The sequence below is a fragment of the Flavobacterium urumqiense genome, from assembly GCF_900108015.1.
Taxonomy (GTDB): domain Bacteria; phylum Bacteroidota; class Bacteroidia; order Flavobacteriales; family Flavobacteriaceae; genus Flavobacterium; species Flavobacterium urumqiense.
On record NZ_FNVP01000008.1, the window covers coordinates 92,621 to 108,963 of the forward strand.

General features: G+C 33.6%; 13 protein-coding genes. 8 read left to right on the plus strand and 5 right to left on the minus strand.

The genetic code is table 11. The features are described from left to right. The first annotated feature begins 148 nt into the window (after window positions 1-148). A complete protein-coding gene (locus C4S35_RS10725) occupies window positions 149-3,292 on the plus strand; it encodes a cytochrome c biogenesis protein CcsA (protein WP_104000161.1) in 3,144 nt (1,047 codons plus the stop codon). Window positions 3,293-3,370: 78 nt separating this feature from the next. Here C4S35_RS10725 and C4S35_RS10730 read toward each other — a convergent pair whose 3' ends face one another. Both C4S35_RS10730 and C4S35_RS10735 read right to left on the minus strand, forming a co-directional pair. Further along, the gene (locus C4S35_RS10730) at window positions 3,371-4,156 is read right to left on the minus strand and encodes an anti-sigma factor (protein WP_104000162.1); all 786 of its coding nucleotides are present in this window, start codon (window positions 4,154-4,156) and stop codon (window positions 3,371-3,373) included. Beyond that, on the minus strand, window positions 4,156-4,686 hold the full coding sequence (locus C4S35_RS10735; RefSeq protein ID WP_104000163.1) for an RNA polymerase sigma factor: 531 nt from the start codon (window positions 4,684-4,686) through the stop codon (window positions 4,156-4,158). Before C4S35_RS10735 ends, C4S35_RS10730 begins: the two co-directional genes overlap by 1 nt. Window positions 4,687-4,926: 240 nt before the next feature. Between C4S35_RS10735 and C4S35_RS10740 the strand changes: the two genes are divergently transcribed. The 4 genes from C4S35_RS10740 to C4S35_RS10755 all read left to right on the plus strand — a co-directional run bounded on the left by C4S35_RS10740 (window position 4,927) and on the right by C4S35_RS10755 (window position 8,503). After that, window positions 4,927-5,577, plus strand: a complete 651-nt coding sequence (locus tag C4S35_RS10740; protein WP_104000164.1) for a DUF4331 family protein — start codon at window positions 4,927-4,929, stop codon at window positions 5,575-5,577. A 72-nt stretch (window positions 5,578-5,649) separates the two neighbouring features. Then, window positions 5,650-6,204, plus strand: a complete 555-nt coding sequence (locus tag C4S35_RS10745) for a DUF4331 family protein (RefSeq protein ID WP_244175251.1) — start codon at window positions 5,650-5,652, stop codon at window positions 6,202-6,204. 82 nt (window positions 6,205-6,286) lie between these two features. Further along, window positions 6,287-7,582, plus strand: a complete 1,296-nt coding sequence (locus C4S35_RS10750; RefSeq protein ID WP_104000166.1) for a tetratricopeptide repeat protein — start codon at window positions 6,287-6,289, stop codon at window positions 7,580-7,582. A 333-nt stretch (window positions 7,583-7,915) separates the two neighbouring features. Beyond that, the gene (locus tag C4S35_RS10755; RefSeq protein ID WP_104000167.1) at window positions 7,916-8,503 is read left to right on the plus strand and encodes a glutathione peroxidase; all 588 of its coding nucleotides are present in this window, start codon (window positions 7,916-7,918) and stop codon (window positions 8,501-8,503) included. A 183-nt stretch (window positions 8,504-8,686) separates the two neighbouring features. Here C4S35_RS10755 and C4S35_RS10760 read toward each other — a convergent pair whose 3' ends face one another. Together C4S35_RS10760 and C4S35_RS10765 are read right to left on the minus strand one after the other, a co-directional pair. Continuing rightward, window positions 8,687-9,637 carry a tRNA dihydrouridine synthase gene (locus C4S35_RS10760; protein ID WP_104000168.1) on the minus strand — a complete coding sequence of 317 codons (951 nt, stop codon included), beginning with the start codon at window positions 9,635-9,637 and terminating at the stop codon, window positions 8,687-8,689. 107 nt (window positions 9,638-9,744) lie between these two features. After that, window positions 9,745-10,242 carry a GNAT family N-acetyltransferase gene (locus C4S35_RS10765; protein WP_104000169.1) on the minus strand — a complete coding sequence of 166 codons (498 nt, stop codon included), beginning with the start codon at window positions 10,240-10,242 and terminating at the stop codon, window positions 9,745-9,747. A gap of 94 nt (window positions 10,243-10,336) precedes the next feature. On the opposite strand from C4S35_RS10765, the gene menD reads away from it, so the two are divergent. Then, window positions 10,337-11,998 (plus strand): 2-succinyl-5-enolpyruvyl-6-hydroxy-3-cyclohexene-1-carboxylic-acid synthase, encoded by a 1,662-nt coding sequence (gene menD / locus C4S35_RS10770; RefSeq protein ID WP_104000170.1) that lies wholly within the window; start codon window positions 10,337-10,339, stop codon window positions 11,996-11,998. Window positions 11,999-12,178: 180 nt separating this feature from the next. On the opposite strand, the gene C4S35_RS10775 is transcribed toward menD, so the two are convergent. Further along, window positions 12,179-13,531, minus strand: coding sequence for a M28 family metallopeptidase (locus C4S35_RS10775; protein WP_104000171.1), 1,353 nt, complete (start codon window positions 13,529-13,531; stop codon window positions 12,179-12,181). A gap of 375 nt (window positions 13,532-13,906) precedes the next feature. Here C4S35_RS10775 and C4S35_RS10780 point away from each other — a divergent pair, with 375 nt between their 5' ends. Together C4S35_RS10780 and C4S35_RS10785 are read left to right on the plus strand one after the other, a co-directional pair. After that, window positions 13,907-14,761, plus strand: coding sequence for a CvfB family protein (locus C4S35_RS10780; RefSeq protein WP_104000172.1), 855 nt, complete (start codon window positions 13,907-13,909; stop codon window positions 14,759-14,761). 726 nt (window positions 14,762-15,487) lie between these two features. Continuing rightward, window positions 15,488-16,318: a 1,4-dihydroxy-2-naphthoyl-CoA synthase gene (locus C4S35_RS10785; protein WP_073354068.1), complete on the plus strand. Its 831-nt coding sequence runs from the start codon at window positions 15,488-15,490 to the stop codon at window positions 16,316-16,318. Window positions 16,319-16,343 lie beyond the last annotated feature (25 nt).

Consider the following 16,343-nt stretch of genomic DNA (forward strand, 5'->3'; position numbering starts at 1 on the left):
TTTGTGAAGTGAAATTGGTAGTAAAATCATTTTTTTATCAGAAAACAAAAAGTCTTAATTTTGGATTAAATTAACAATTGTACAAATATAAAAGTCAACATTTTTAAGTACTTTTGTGACACTTTATACGAAATGAAATACCCTACAAATGATTAAAAAAATATTCTCTATTTTGTTCTCTACACGATTAATGGCTATCCTTTTCTTATCATTTGCAATTGCAATGGGAGCCGGAACTTTTATCGAAAGCAAATACAATACTGATACCGCAAAAATTTGGATTTACAACGCTTGGTGGTTTGAAGCCATTATGGTGTTTTTTATGATCAATTTCATAGGAAATATTAAGCGTTATCAATTATTGAAAAAAGAAAAATGGGCGACTTTGTTACTCCATTTGTCTTTTGTCTTTATTCTTTTGGGAGCATTCGTTACCCGATATATTAGTTATGAAGGTATGATGCCTATTCGCGAAGGCGCTGCAGAAAATCAAGTTTTTTCAGATAAAACCTTTCTTACCGTTTTTGTTGATGGTGAATACAAAGGCGAGATGAAACGCAGAGTTTTTGAAAAACCTTTGTTGCTTTCGCCAGTTACCAATAATAATTTTTCTATTTCAGATAAATTTGCTGATACTGAATTCAAAGTAGAATATAAAAATTTTATTTTGGGTGCAAAAGAAATCATCAAACCGGATACTAAAGGTACTTTGTATTTTAAAATAGTAGAAGCAGGTGATGGCGGACGTCATGAACACATGCTAAAAGAAGGTGAAATTCAAAATATACATAATGTATTATTTTCATTGAATAAATATACTGAAGGAGCTATAAATATAAATATTGCCGGCAATACGAGCACTATCCAAACACCATTTGAAGGTAATTATATGCGTATGGCTGATAAATTACAGGGTAAAGTGGCTAAAGGAGCAGCGCAACCATTGATGATGCGTTCTTTGTATACTATTGGTGAAATGCGATTTGTATTTCCAGATCCTGCGGTGAAAGGTGTAATTGCGTATGATTCAAAAAATGATTTTAAGGCAAAGAATCACGAAGATGCTTTGGTTTTGAATGTATCTGCTCAAGGACAACAGAAAGAAGTTACAATACTAGGTTCTAAAGGTAAAATTGGAGAATCCAAAACAGTAAAAATAGGGAATATAGAGTATACTTTATTCTACGGAAGTAAGGCTTATGTCTTGCCTTTCAAGATAAAACTGAATAATTTTATCGCCAAAAAATATCCTGGAACGGAGAAGAGCTACTCTTCTTTTGAAAGCCAGGTGACCGTTCAGGATTCAACAAAATCATTTGATGCCAGAATTTTTATGAATAATGTTTTAGATTATAAACAGTTTCGATTTTTTCAATCTTCATTCGATCCTGATGAAAAAGGAACAGTATTATCCGTAAATCATGATTTTTGGGGAACAGCCATTACTTACAGCGGTTACTTCATGTTGTTTTTTGCAATGATGTCGATCATGTTTACCAAGTATTCCCGTTTTGCTGATTTAAAACGAAAACTGGAAGTAGTAAAAGCGAAGAAGGCTAAGTTAATTACGATTTTAGTTTTGATGCTCAGCTTCAGTGGTTTTGCTCAAAAACATGATGAGCATCAACATCAGACACCAAATGAGAAACAACTGGATTCTTTACTGAATAAATATAAAGTTCCTGAAGATCATGCGGCCAAATTTGGAAGATTAGTTATCCAAGACGCCGGAGGAAGAATGAAGCCTATCAATACTTTTTCATCTGAATTGTTGCGAAAAGTGAGTCATATGGAAACCTATAATGGAATGAATTCTGACCAGGTATTATTATCGATGACAGAATATGCAAAAATATGGATTGAAGTTCCTTTAATTTATATCAAGGCAGGAAATGATAGCATTCGAAAAATTATTGGTATTGATAAAGAAGCTACATACGCTCCTTTCATCTCCTTTTTTGACGAAAAAGGAAATTATAAACTATCTCGTTACTTGGATGATGCTTTCAAGAATGCCAATCCGAATCAATTCGAAAAGGACTTTATAGAAACTGATAAAAAAGTTAATCTAATGGAATCGGCTTTAAGCGGACGAATATTAAAGATTTTCCCTATTCCGAACGATGCAAATAATAAATGGATTTCCTATTTAGAATTGAATGAATCAGGTATGAAGGGAATGGATTCGACTTATACTAAAAGTGTATTGCCATTATATTTTGGGACTTTGACCAATGCAGCTGATACCAAAGATTTTAAAACAGCTAACGAATTATTAGAAAGCATAAATGGTTTTCAGAAGAAATTTGGAGCTAAAGTAAGACCAAGTGAAGAGAAAATTTCATTGGAAATCTTGTATAACAAATCAGATATTTTCAAGAATCTTTTCATGGCTTATTTTACAGTAGGTTGTTTAATGTTAATTTTTACAATACTAAATATTATTTTTGAGAAAAAGATATTGCGTATCGCGATTAATTCTTTTCACATAATTATTGGAATATTATTTGGTTTACACACCATTGGATTGATTGCGCGCTGGTTCATTTCCGGTCACGCACCTTGGAGTAACGCGTATGAATCGATTATATATGTGGCTTGGGCAACAATGTTTTTTGGTTTGGCTTTTGACAGAAAATCAAAACTTACGGTTGCGGCATCAGCATTTGTTACTTCAATGATTTTGTTTGCCGCTTTTATGAACTGGATTGATCCTGAAATAGCTAATTTGCAACCCGTTCTTAATTCGTATTGGTTGATGATTCACGTAGCGGTGATCGTTGCAAGTTATGGTCCATTTGCGTTAGGAATGATATTGGGAACTGTTTCACTATTATTGATTTTGTTTACCAATGAAAAAAACAAAGCCAAAATGGATTTGAATATCCAGGAAATCACCTATATCAATGAAATGGCATTGACAGTAGGTTTAATTATGCTAACTATTGGAAACTTTCTTGGTGGACAATGGGCCAATGAAAGCTGGGGACGTTATTGGGGTTGGGATCCAAAAGAAACTTGGGCTTTAATCAGTATTATGGTCTATGCTTTTGTAATTCACGCTCGATTTGTTCCGTCTTTACGTGGTAAATGGATATTTAACCTAATGAGTATGTTTGCTTTTGTATCCATTTTATTTACCTATTATGGAGTGAATTTTCACTTAGTAGGTTTGCATTCCTATGCAAGTGGTGAAGCTAAATCGTTAAGTTGGATATGGATTTCATTAGGAGCAATTGCTTTTTTTGGAGCTATTTCGTATCCAAAATATAGAAAGTACTATAAGAAATAGTTTGTGAATTATCTTTATAAAAAAAGGTTCAACTTAACGGTTGAACCTTTTTTATTAATAATTAAGAAGAAGTACTATTTATACTTTCCCCAGAGTATATAATTGTTCCATTGTAGGAGTTAAACTTCCGCCTTTTGGTTCTAATGTAATACCAAAAGCTTCTGCATCAGTTGCGTTATCTACAGCAAACATTTTTTGATCATTAACCCTGAAATTGTCCAATAATCCAATGCTTGTAGGAGTTAACGGATTCAATTTTAATGCCCATACTTGATATACCATTCCTTCTGGAGGTTTCGGTAATCCTGCAGCATCCACATAAACAACTTTCGTTTCTTTATTCCAATATACTTTAGCAGAAGATTGTGGGGCAACGGTTTGGCCACCAAGTTCTACAACAGTATTGTTTATATCTCTTACGACCGCTAAACTATTTTCGCTAGCTTTGTTTTTCAATTGTAAAGCATTTAAATCTTTTTCCATTTTTGCTTTCTCCACTTCGGTATTTGCCACTTGAGTGTTAGTTTGCTCTAACTTATTGTATTGGTAACCAATGCCAACTAAAAATAGGACTGCTGCTGCCCAACCAATATATTGCGACCAGTTTCGAGTTGGTTCCAGCTCGATAACTTTTGAATGTTTGAGTTCCAATTTCTCTTTTATTTTCTCAAAATGCTCCGCAGAAATAAAGGGTGAAAAATTGGAAGATAAAGCCACAATAGCCGTCTCTATAGCAATAATTTCTTCGTTAATTTCTGAGTTATTTTTTGCCATGGTATTCACTTCCTCATTTTCGGTTTCACTAAGTAAACCATAAACATAGAGCTCTAAAATACCTGATTCTATATATTCTTTTGCTTCCATTATACTTTCAAATAATTTCTTAAATCATTAATGCAGTTTCGATTGTGAGTTTTAACGGTTCCCAAAGGAATTTCCAATTCATCAGAAGCTTCTTGTTGGGTATACCCTTTAAAAAACAGTAAATCTATTATTTGAATACATTTTGGTTTTAATTTTTTTACAAATTCTTGTATACCAATAGTATCAATTTTATTAACGAGTTTGTTACTGTCGTCTAACAGATGTACGAAATTATCTGAAGAAAGGTTTTTTTGACTGTTATTAAAATTTTTAGAACGCAGTTTGTCAATAGATGTATTTCGGGCAATATTTAGAATCCAGGTATAGAAACGTCCTTTACTTTCATGGTACGAATCAATATTTTTCCAGATTTTTACAAATACATCCTGAAGTACATCTTCGGCTTCTTCTCTATTTTTTACAAGAACATTGATTACTGCAAACAGGCTTTTAGAATACATATCATATAGATGTGTAAAAGCCTTTTCGTCTTTCTTATAAATTAATACTAATAACTGATCTTGGGTCATATTCTTTTATTTTGCAAATACAAACTTATACATTCTTAGTCACAATTGACAAATTTAATCGATATCTGCTTTAAATTAAATTCCAAATAAAAATATTTGTATTTTATTTAAGAATTTAAATACTTCATAATCAATTAATTGAGTAGTTAAATGGTTTATTTTTAATTTTTTTTATGATTTTTAAAACCAAACCGAAAACAATCCCGTAAATGCTACTATAACCTTTTAAATTATAACAAAATGAAAAAAACAAAAATGATATTAGGTCTTTCGCTAGTGGCGGTTTCGGGCTTAATTTTAGTAGCTGCTGATCACGTTGATGCTCCAGCAGTAACAGGTAATGCAGCAGATATTACTGATGTCTACACTTTTCAGGGACAAGACACCAACAATCTTGCATTTGCAGTAAACACTCAAGGATTGTTAAGTCCAAATGCTACAGCCGCAGCAACATTTAATGAAAATGTTATGATTGAAATCAATATTGATAACACAGGCGACAATATTGAAGATTTAGTTATTCAAGCTATCAAAAGAGATGACAAAATGTACTTCTTTGGACCTTATGCTCCAACAACTACAGGAACTTCAAGCACTATTAAAACTGCTGCTGCGTCAGGAAGTGTAACCATTTCTACTTACGGTTTAGCTCCTTTAATTGCGGAGAAAAACGGAATGAAATTTTTCGCAGGGCCAAGAGACGATCCTTTCTTTTTTGACTTAGGTCAATTCAAAGCAATCCTTGGAGGAACAGCTTCTGGATTTAAAAATCCTGGTACAGACACTTTTGCAGGAACAAATGTACTTTCAATAGTAGTTGAAGTTCCAAAAGCAATGTTAGGGACTGCTAACAAACTAAATGTTTGGGCTGAAACAAAGAAAAAACAATAACTAATTTTATTTAAAACTTAAAAAATTATGAAATCGAAGATTCACGAATTCAAAAACTTAAATACAAAAATCATGAGTACAACAAATAATTTCAAATTAATAGCTTTAGCGCTAGCATGTGCAGTTGTTTCTGTTAATTGCGATAATAAAGATTCGTACAATGATATGGGAATAAGCGCTGATTTTTCAGGAACTTTTGTTCAGCAAGATCAAATGGCCAGACCAGCAATAAATACCGTTTTTATTGCAGCCGGTCAACCTAAAGATGATTTTAACGCAGCAATTCCATCAATGATGGGTGCAAAATACCAATCTATTTTCCAATCTAGATTATTAGCTTTAAATGCAGGATATACTACAAATGCATTAGGTCAAACAGCACCGCAATTGACTGGTCTTTTAGCTACAGATGTATTAAATGTTGACAAAACTAAAAAAACAACATTTTTTGACGGAACAAATATTCTAACTGGTAGAGCTTTGGCAGATGATGTTATTGATGTAGAATTATTGTTGATTTTTGGAGGACCAATGGGAACTTCAAATGCCGCACTTACTTCAGATCACGTAAATGCAAACGATAAAGCATTCGGAGTTTCTTTCCCTTATTTGGCAACAACCTGGTAATATTTTCAAAAAAACAGGGTACTTTCATTTTAATAGTGCTCTGTTTTTTTTTCTTTTAAAAACAAACAAACAACATCAGATTATGAAAACTTTAAAAATAATTCCATTATTGGTTTTTACAATCCTATCTCTTTTTAGTTGCGATAACAAACCAAAACAAATTACAAAAATAACAGATTACAATAAATATTTGAATGTAAAAGACAATAAATCAATGACTTTTGCCAATAACGAAATTGATTTTTGGCAAAAAAAATTCGATGCTGCTCCCAACCAAATTAGTTATTTAAGTATGATAGCCTCTAATTATGCTACACTTTTTGAATATACCGGAAATATCAAATACTTATATAAAACGGAGACCTTACTAACCCAATCAAATACCACTTATAAGTATTCTAAGGTTTCTACCATTCGATCTTTAGCAAGAAATTATATTGCGCAACATCGCTTCAAGGAAGCTTTGGGCTTAGCCACTACAGCTTTGTCAATAGGCGAAGGAAAGAAAGAAACTCAAAAATTATTATTTGATGTTCAAATGGAATTGGGTAATTATCGGGAAGCCTTAAAGAATTTGAATGCTATGCGTGATATGAAAGAGTATGATTATTTGATTCGTTTGGCAAAATGGAATGATCATAAAGGCAATTTGAAAACTGCGATAACTTTTATGGAAAAAGCGAGCGATATAGCGGAAAAAGAAGATAATAAAGTACTTAAAATCTGGTCTTATTCTAATCTTGGGGACTTTTATGGTCATGCGGGGAGAATTCAAGAATCGTACGACAGCTACCTCAAAACCTTAGCTATAGACCCAAATTATTCGTATGCTTTAAAAGGAATTGCCTGGATTGTTTTTTCACACGAGAGAAATACAGCAGAAGCAAAAAGAATTGTAGAAGCAATTGAAGTGACACACAATACGCCTGATTTTTATTTATTGAAATCTCAAATAGCACAATTTGAAGGAAATAAAGCTGAGGAAGTAGAAAACAGAAATGCTTATTTCGCAATGCTAAAAGATAATAATTATGGTGCGATGTATAACAAATACAATGTTTTAATATATGCTGATGCAAAAGAAACGGCGCCGAAAGCTTTAGAAATTGCAAAAGTGGAAGTGGATCACCGTCCCACTCCAGACTCTTACGATTTGCTGGCTTGGTCTTATTTAAATAGTGGTCAAAATAAAAAAGCATTGGAAATTGCTCAGAAATATGTTGCTGGAAAATCATTTGAACCAAAAGTACAGTATCACTTGGCGATGATCTATAAATCTAATAAAGAAACCGAAAAAGTGCATCCAATTAAGGAGGAATTACTTTCTAGTATTTATGAACTTGGACCTAATTTGGACAAAAAGGTGAATCAATTATAAACATTTGATGAAAAATATTTTTGTAATCCTAATTGCTTTCTTTGAGTTCGCATCGTTTTAATACCAAATGGAACGAAACTCAGTTTGCCACAGAATCAAAACTTTAGAATGAAACAGAAAGCGTGAAAGAAATTCATTTTACAATAGATACAAAGTTTTATGCAAAAGGTAAAATCACCTATACCTTTTAATATAGTATTTAAGTTTTGTTGTTTATTTGTTTGGAAGCCTGATGTTTTGTTTGATATCAGGCTTCTTTTTTTTAACTTTTGTTTATTGAAAATAAATTTTGATGAGACAAATAATTGTCTATTTTTATAAAAAATTTTAAATATGAAAAATCTAGTATTTATTGCCACATTCGCTTTAATCTTATTTAGCTGTCAAAATCAGGCACAAACCAAAAAAACGAAATTAAATAAAAGTAATATTGTCATGGCCAAGAAAACTATTTACCAATTCAAAGTAGTCGATTTATCAGGTAAGATTTTTGACTTTGCATCTCTTAAAGGTAAAAAAGTGATGATTGTGAATACTGCTTCAAAATGTGGGTTGACGCCTCAATACAAAGATCTTGAAGCCATCTACAAAGAATACAAAGACAAGGGGTTTGTGATTGTTGGTTTTCCTGCTAATAATTTTGCTTCCCAAGAGCCAGGAACGAATGAAGAAATTGCTGCTTTTTGTCAAATGAATTATGGTGTAACATTTCCTATGATGGACAAAGTTTCTGTAAAAGGGGATGATATGTGTGCAGTATATCAGTTTTTGACTCAAAAATCTAAAAATGGATTACAAGATTCACAAGTAGAATGGAATTTTCAAAAATACTTAATCAATAAAAAAGGAGAGCTTGAAAAAGTTATCTCGCCAAAAATAGTACCGACAGATGCTTCAATTGTCAATTGGATTAAAGCATAATCTGCTACCGCTAATTTTAGAAAGAAAATATTAAAATGAGATTCTCAATTAAATGAGAATCTCATTTTTTTTGCGATTCTACTATGAATAGAATAATTTAAAAATTCTAACCATTAAGAAATTAAGTTACATTAAGAATCAGAGCTTAATTTTTCTTAATTTCTTAATGGTTTTATTTTTCATTTAAATTTTTTCATTTTTGAAAATTTCCGCAACAGCCGCCTCATAATTCCGAATACTTTGCGCTTTTTTTATTTTTTTCAAAACCTTATGCGGATTTGAAAACGTAGCCGAAAAGTATTCCCATAAATGGTACATTTTCAGTAAAATATGCGTTGATCCAGAAAGGGATTCGCTATAAATAGCATACAAAGTGTCGTGAAACGTACTGAATAATTCCATTTTGTTCGCAGGATATTCTGAAGTATTATTTTTTATCATACTAGGTAAAAAAGGATCCGAAATTAACCCTCTACCAATCATCCAGTGTTCAATACTGGGAAATCGTTGTTGCATTTCATGAAATTTAGCCACTGAAGTAATATCGCCATTGTAATACAATTTATGTTTTGTGTTGTCAATACAATGTTGAAACGCATCTAGATTTACGCCACCTTTATACAGTTGTTTTCCAATGCGCGCATGAATCGCTATATTTTTAATAGGATAGGTATCTAAAATAGGCAAAACATCCAGAATTTCTTCGCTGTTATCATAGCCCAAACGCATTTTCATAGACACAAGAATGTCAGATTCAGAGTGCGCCCTGTGAAGTATGTTATTAATTTTTTCGGGATTAGCGATAAGACCGGAACCCATTCCAGATTTGGTCACCATAGGATAAGGACATCCTAAATTCCAGTTTAATTCTTTGTAACCTAATTCTCGAACATACTTGGCCACAAATAAAAATTCATCAGCATCATTTGTTATCACTTGCGGAATGACCTCTAAGTCAAGATTGTTTTCAGGAAGCAAATCTCGTTCGTAAGATGGTTTGATCACCATCTTTCCATTCAATCGAATATAAGGCGAGTAAAACGTATCAATTCCTCCAAAAAGTTTGTTTTGGGCATTTCTAAAACGAAAATCAGTAAATCCCTGTAAAGGCGATGAAAGTAAGGTATAGTCCATAAAATTTTTAGTTGTGCAAATATACTATAAAGTCTCAAGTCTTAAAGTCATAAATTTTTTAAAGTCAATCATAGTATAAAACGAACAAAATTTTAGTACAAATTCAATTATTCTAAAATCAACTGCATGAAAACGGAACTCAGCCAGCGATCAAATTTATAGCCGGATTCTTTAATAACGCCCACGGTTTCAAAACCATATTTTTTATGAAAAGCAATACTTCCTTTATTTTCGGAGTCAATAACGCCAATCATAGTATGGTATTTTTGTTTTTTTGCCAATTGAATGAGTTCTGCCAATAATAATTTTCCAACCCCTTTTCCTAAAAATTCTTCCGCCACATAAACAGAATGTTCTACCGTAAAGCGGTAGCCTATTTTATGACGAAAAGTTCCATAGGTAGCATATCCAATTACACCATTTTCAGTTTCTGCAACAATTACAGGTAGATCATGGGCCAGTTTGTCTTCAAACCACAATTTATGGGTTTCAAAATCACGTGGCTCATAATCATAAATCGAAGTACTATGCAGTATTTGGTGATTGATGATTTCCAAAATTGTATCTAAATCGGTAAAAACAGCCGGTCTTATTTTGATTTCCATAAAGAATATATTTTGTTCCAAATTTAAGAAAACTATTTAAGATTAGAGAAAAACCTTTACATCTTTGTATCTTTGTTTCTTTGAAACTAAAACAATGATTTACCCCAAAATACCTTTAGCACAAAGCATTATTGAAATTTTTTTGGCCAAAGGAATCACTAGCATAATTATTTCTCCGGGTTCTAGAAATGCACCGCTAACCATAGGTTTTGTAAATAATCCCGCCTTTCATTGTTATAGTATTGCTGATGAACGTGCAGCTGGTTTTTTTGCATTGGGAATTGCACAACAAACCAAACAGCCAGTGGCTTTGGTTTGTACTTCCGGTTCCGCTTTATTGAATTATTATCCGGCTTTTGCAGAAGCATTCTACAGTCAGATTCCTTTAATAGTGATTTCAGCGGATCGACCACAAAGCAAAATCGACATTGGCGACGGCCAAACGATTCGGCAGGAAAATGTGTTCGAAAACCATTCAGTATACAACGCTAATTTGCATGAGGATGTTTCGACCGAAAATGATTTAAAAATCAATGAAGCGATTAATACGGCTATCACTCAAAAAGGTCCTGTTCACATTAATGCGCCATTTGAAGAGCCATTGTATGAAACCACTTCGGAGCTTTCCATTACTGTAAATATTGTCGCTTCCGTAAATGCTACTCAGCCGATTTCCATCGAAGACGTTTCTCAATTTGCAACGATTTGGAACAATTCCTCCAAAAAAATTATTTTAGTTGGCGTTAATGAACCGAATGTTATCAATTCAAATATAATTAACGCTTTTGCGAATGACGAGTCGGTTGTAGTTTTGACTGAAACGACTTCGAACTTGCATCATAATACTTTTATCAATACTATCGATACGATAATTACACCTTTTACGAATGCCGATTTTGAAAATTTTCGTCCGGAAATTTTAGTCACTTTTGGAGGAATGGTCGTTTCTAAACGAATCAAAGCATTTTTAAGAAAATACAAACCCAAACATCATTGGCATATTGATTCTTTAAGAGCATATGACACTTTTGGTGCTTTGACCAAACATTTTAAAGTAGATCCAAATGCGTTTTTTGATACTTTCTTGCCACTTACAAAGGCAATAGAAAGCGATTATTTTCAAAAATTCGACGTAGTAAAAGTGTTGCGAAATCTAAAAAGTAATATTTATTTAGACAAAATTCCTTTTTCGGATTTTAAAGTTTTTGAAAAAGTGATGCAGTGTTTGCCAAAAAACTGTCAATTACAAATCAGTAATAGTTCAGCAATTCGATATGCGCAATTAATAGCTATTGATCCTTCAGTTGAAGTGTATTGCAATCGAGGAACCAGCGGAATCGATGGAAGTACTTCTACTGCAATTGGTGCGGCTGTAGCCAATGATAAACAGACTGTTTTCATAACGGGAGACATTGGGTTTTTGTACGATAGCAATGCGTTATGGAACAATTATATTCCAAAAAACTTCAAGATTATTCTGATCAACAACGGTGGTGGCGGAATTTTTAGAATTTTACCCGGACATGAAGAAACACCTGTTTTCAATACATTTTTTGAAACTTCCCATTGTTTAACCGCGGAACATTTGGCAAAAATGTATGGTTTTGAATATAGTATCGCCAGTGATGAAATTAGTTTAGCAACAAGTTTAACTGCTTTCTATGGTCAAAATGAAAAACCAAGTATTTTGGAAATTTTCACGCCAACCTTGAAAAACAACAGCATATTACTCCAATATTTTAAAGAATTGATTTAATTATTTTCGAATCATTCACATTTATCATTTATACTTAATTTATAAATGGTATCCATAAAAAAAAGCGTTTGCCTGAGCAAACGCTTTTTTGTTTAATGTCATATTGAATCATCAAGTAAGATCTATTAATAAAAACGTGACTTTAAAAATTACTTTAATGTTTAAAAACCTTTTAATATTTTAACGAATTGGCAAAGGGAAAACCGGCAAACTGGAATGTCCTAATGCATCAACGGCTTGAACAGCGAAGAAAAAGTTATCTTTAGAATATGGAATTTCAGCTTTAGTATCTTTTACAAAAATTGTTTTTTCCCAATGTTGTGATGAAGTTTCTCTGATCACAATGTTATAGCCATAAACAGATTTCCCTTCAGGAGCGGTCCAAACTAAAGTAGAAAAATTAGTCAAATCCTTTACTTCAATTCCTACGTTGGTTGGTGCTTTTGGAGACCAAGCCAAATTACTAAAAGTAGCCAAGTTAGAACACGTAACTTTCTTCATGTATTCAAAGTCCATAAATTCAGCAAGGTCGCCATACTGAATGTTATTTTCTTTTCGAACGTTTTGATGTTGGTGATCGTAATTTTCATTCATTTCACAAAAACGAATGGCTGTAAATCCATTTTGACTAAAAGGAGTATGGTCGCCGCCACGTAAGAAACGGTCGTTTCGATAGACTAAATTGATGTCCAATTGCTCTACATATTGATTGGTAACCGTTTTGATGTAACGGGCTAATTGTCTCGATGGACTATCATTATCACGATTAGTCGATTTACGCATTTTTGATTCGGCTTCCGTTTCTAAGAACGGAATTGTTTCACTAAAAACACGAACTTTAGTATTGTCTCTTAGTAAAGTACCGCTGGATAAGCTGTTTCCTATCATATCATTATTGATCATGGCGATAACATTCCATTTTCCATCTTTGGCAACATCAGCTAAATGTTTGGCTCCGTACAATCCTTGCTCTTCACCAACTACAGCTACAAAAATCAGTGTAAAAGGGAATTCTCTTTGGCTCATTATTCGGGCCAGTTCCATCATCGCGGCTACTCCTGAAGCATCGTCATTAGCACCTGGCGCATCTGATTTGGCATCCATAACATCGGAAGCACGGGAATCTAAATGGCCGCTTATAATCAATACACGATCATCTGTAGGATCTGTTCCTTTTAAAGTTGCCATCACATTACCCAACTGGCTGTCAGTAGCGATACGTCTTCCATCGGCTTTGATGGTGAAAAAATCAATAACCGAAGTTAGTCTTCCGCCAGATGCCAAAGCATATTTATCAAATTCTGATTTTACCCAGCGTTGTGCCGCGCCAATGCCGCGTGTGTTGCTTTTGGTGTCGCTTAAGGTATGTCGGGTGCCAAAAGATACGAGTTTGCGAACTGTAGCTTCCATATTTTCCGATTTTACCTCGGCTACCATTTTTTTTATTTCGGGGTCATCGACTGTGGTTTGTGCGTAATTGGTGTGGGAAATGAATAGTAGTAGGAATAGAGAGAAAATTAAGGCTGGTTTCATTAATAGGATTTTTTAGTTTTTTCAAAGTTAGTCAAAAAGAAAAGGAAATTGTGGGGAAATTGAATTTTAGGAATTGTTTATTCTTGCGTAAGTTTAAGATTTTAAAGGATTAGTTATTTTGAAAAATAAAAAGTCCTAATCTAGCCGCGATGGGAGCAAGTATCCTTTCCAGTCCTAACTTGTTTCAGGATCCTGAAACAAGTTCAGGACTGGAAAGATACTGCGGACAGCGGGACAACTCGTGATGAAAGAACGGAAAGTTATGCTCCTAAAAAAGAAAATATCAATTGGATTTGGGCTTTATATTTTTGTGGACGGTTTCTTAATTTACTATTTTCAAACTTCGTACATTTGCGCTTTAGAAATTGAAAGAAAATGATTGAAATAGGAAAATACAATACGCTTACCATTTTACGCGATACCAAAGTGGGTTTGTTTCTGGGAAATCCAGAAGAAGATCCTGAAGGAATTCATGATATTCTGTTGCCTAACAAATACGTGCCAAACGAATTTGAAATAGGCGAGGAGTTGATTGTTTTTGTGTATCTAGACCATGAAGAAAGACCCGTTGCAACGACATTAGAGCCGTATATATTGTTGAACGAATTTGCACTTTTGCGTGTGAATTATACCAATCAGATTGGTGCTTTTATGGATTGGGGAATGGAAAAGGATATTTTGGTTCCGTTCAAAGAGCAGGCGCGTCCTATGGAAAAAGGGAAACGCTACTTGGTGTACCTTTATATGGACGAGAAAACCAATCGTTTGGTCGCTTCCAGTAAATTGAATCAGTTTTTAAAAAATGATCACTTAACGGTTGAAAAGGGGGAAGAGGTAGATTTAATCGTTTCTCATATCACTGAATTAGGAATAAACGTAATCATTAACGAAAAGTACAAAGGTTTGATGTACAAAGATGAAGTCTATGATGACGCGATTCGTACGGGAGACCGCATGCATGGATACATTAAGACGATTCGTCCTGACAATAAAATTGATGTGGCTTTGCAGGTACAAGGATATCAGAGTATAGAACCGAATGCGGAAAAAATTCTCGACGAGCTAAGAGCTAGTAGAGGTTTCTTGCGATTGACTGATAATTCGCATCCGGAAGACATTAAAACGGTTTTGAAGATGAGTAAGAAAACCTTCAAAAAAGCCATTGGCGCTTTGTACCGAGAGAAATTAATTGAAATCAAGGAAGACGGAATTTACTTGGTTAAGGAATAAAAAAAAAGAAAGACTAATCGTAACGGTTAGTCTTTCTCTTTTTAATGCTGTTATGGAGTATTAAATTCTAGCAGCAATAATTTACTTTTAAAGTATATTTATCTACCTAATAGGAACAATAGTATGCTCTATACTATTTTAAAGTTATTAACTTAAGCGTAAATTACTTTAAAGAATAATTTGTCTTTAAATGTACAATCACTTGCTTACGAGTTAAGAAATAATGTAACGATAAGGCCTTTGGTTTTTCTATGTGTTGGAAGATAATTTTCTAAAACAATTTTTTATTAATGTCTCACTTCCGCGAGAACAAGAAAAATAAATCTTTAATTTAACCGTAGGTGTTATTTTATTTTTTTTTGCTGGGGCAAATACTGGTATCATTTGCTCCTTTATCGGGGGCTTTAAAAATGTTTATATAAGTTATTACCGTAGAAAAAGGAGCGACAATAATTTTAATCGTATTCAATGTATTCTTTTTTTAGGTTAATAAATCAGTTAAGAATCAATAATTAATCAAGATAAATAATTTGTATTCATCTGATTAGCTTATCCTAAAATTAAAAATAATTTGAATTGGCAACTGTTAAAATGCTGATTTTTTATTGTTTTTTAACATTGTAAAGCCTTTAATCAGAGAAGGATTACCTTAAGCTTATCGAAATAGAATAGATAAAATGTAAAAAATGATTTATTTTTACACTAAAATAATTTAAATCAATTGTAATGGATTGGATTACTGCCAAAGAATACGAAGATATCACTTATAAGAAATGCAATGGCGTTGCCAGAATTGCTTTCAACAGGCCGGATGTACGCAATGCGTTCCGTCCAAAAACAACTGCCGAATTGTACAATGCATTTTATGATGCGCAGGAAGACACATCGATAGGAGTAGTTTTACTTTCTGCCGAAGGGCCTTCTTCTAAAGATGGTATATATTCTTTTTGCAGCGGTGGCGATCAAAACGCACGCGGACATCAAGGATATGTAGGCGATGACGGACAGCACCGTTTAAATATTTTAGAAGTACAACGTTTAATCCGATTCATGCCAAAAGTAGTTATCGCTGTAGTTCCAGGTTGGGCTGTAGGCGGAGGACACAGTTTGCATGTGGTTTGCGACTTGACTTTAGCAAGTAAAGAACACGCTATCTTCAAACAAACGGATGCTGATGTAACTAGTTTTGACGGTGGATACGGATCTGCTTATTTAGCTAAAATGGTGGGACAGAAAAAAGCGCGCGAAATTTTCTTCTTGGGACGCAATTATTCTGCTCAAGATGCTATGGATATGGGAATGGTGAATGCTGTAATTCCGCATGCTGAATTAGAAGATACGGCTTACGAATGGGCGCAGGAAATTTTGCAAAAATCACCAATGGCAATCAAAATGCTAAAATTTGCCATGAATCTAACCGATGACGGAATGGTAGGGCAACAGGTTTTTGCCGGTGAAGCCACAAGACTAGCCTATATGACCGAAGAAGCTAAAGAAGGCCGAAATGCATTCCTCGAGAAAAGAAAACCGAATTTTGAGAAAAAGTGGTTGCCGTAATTCAGTAATCAGTGTTCAGTTTTTA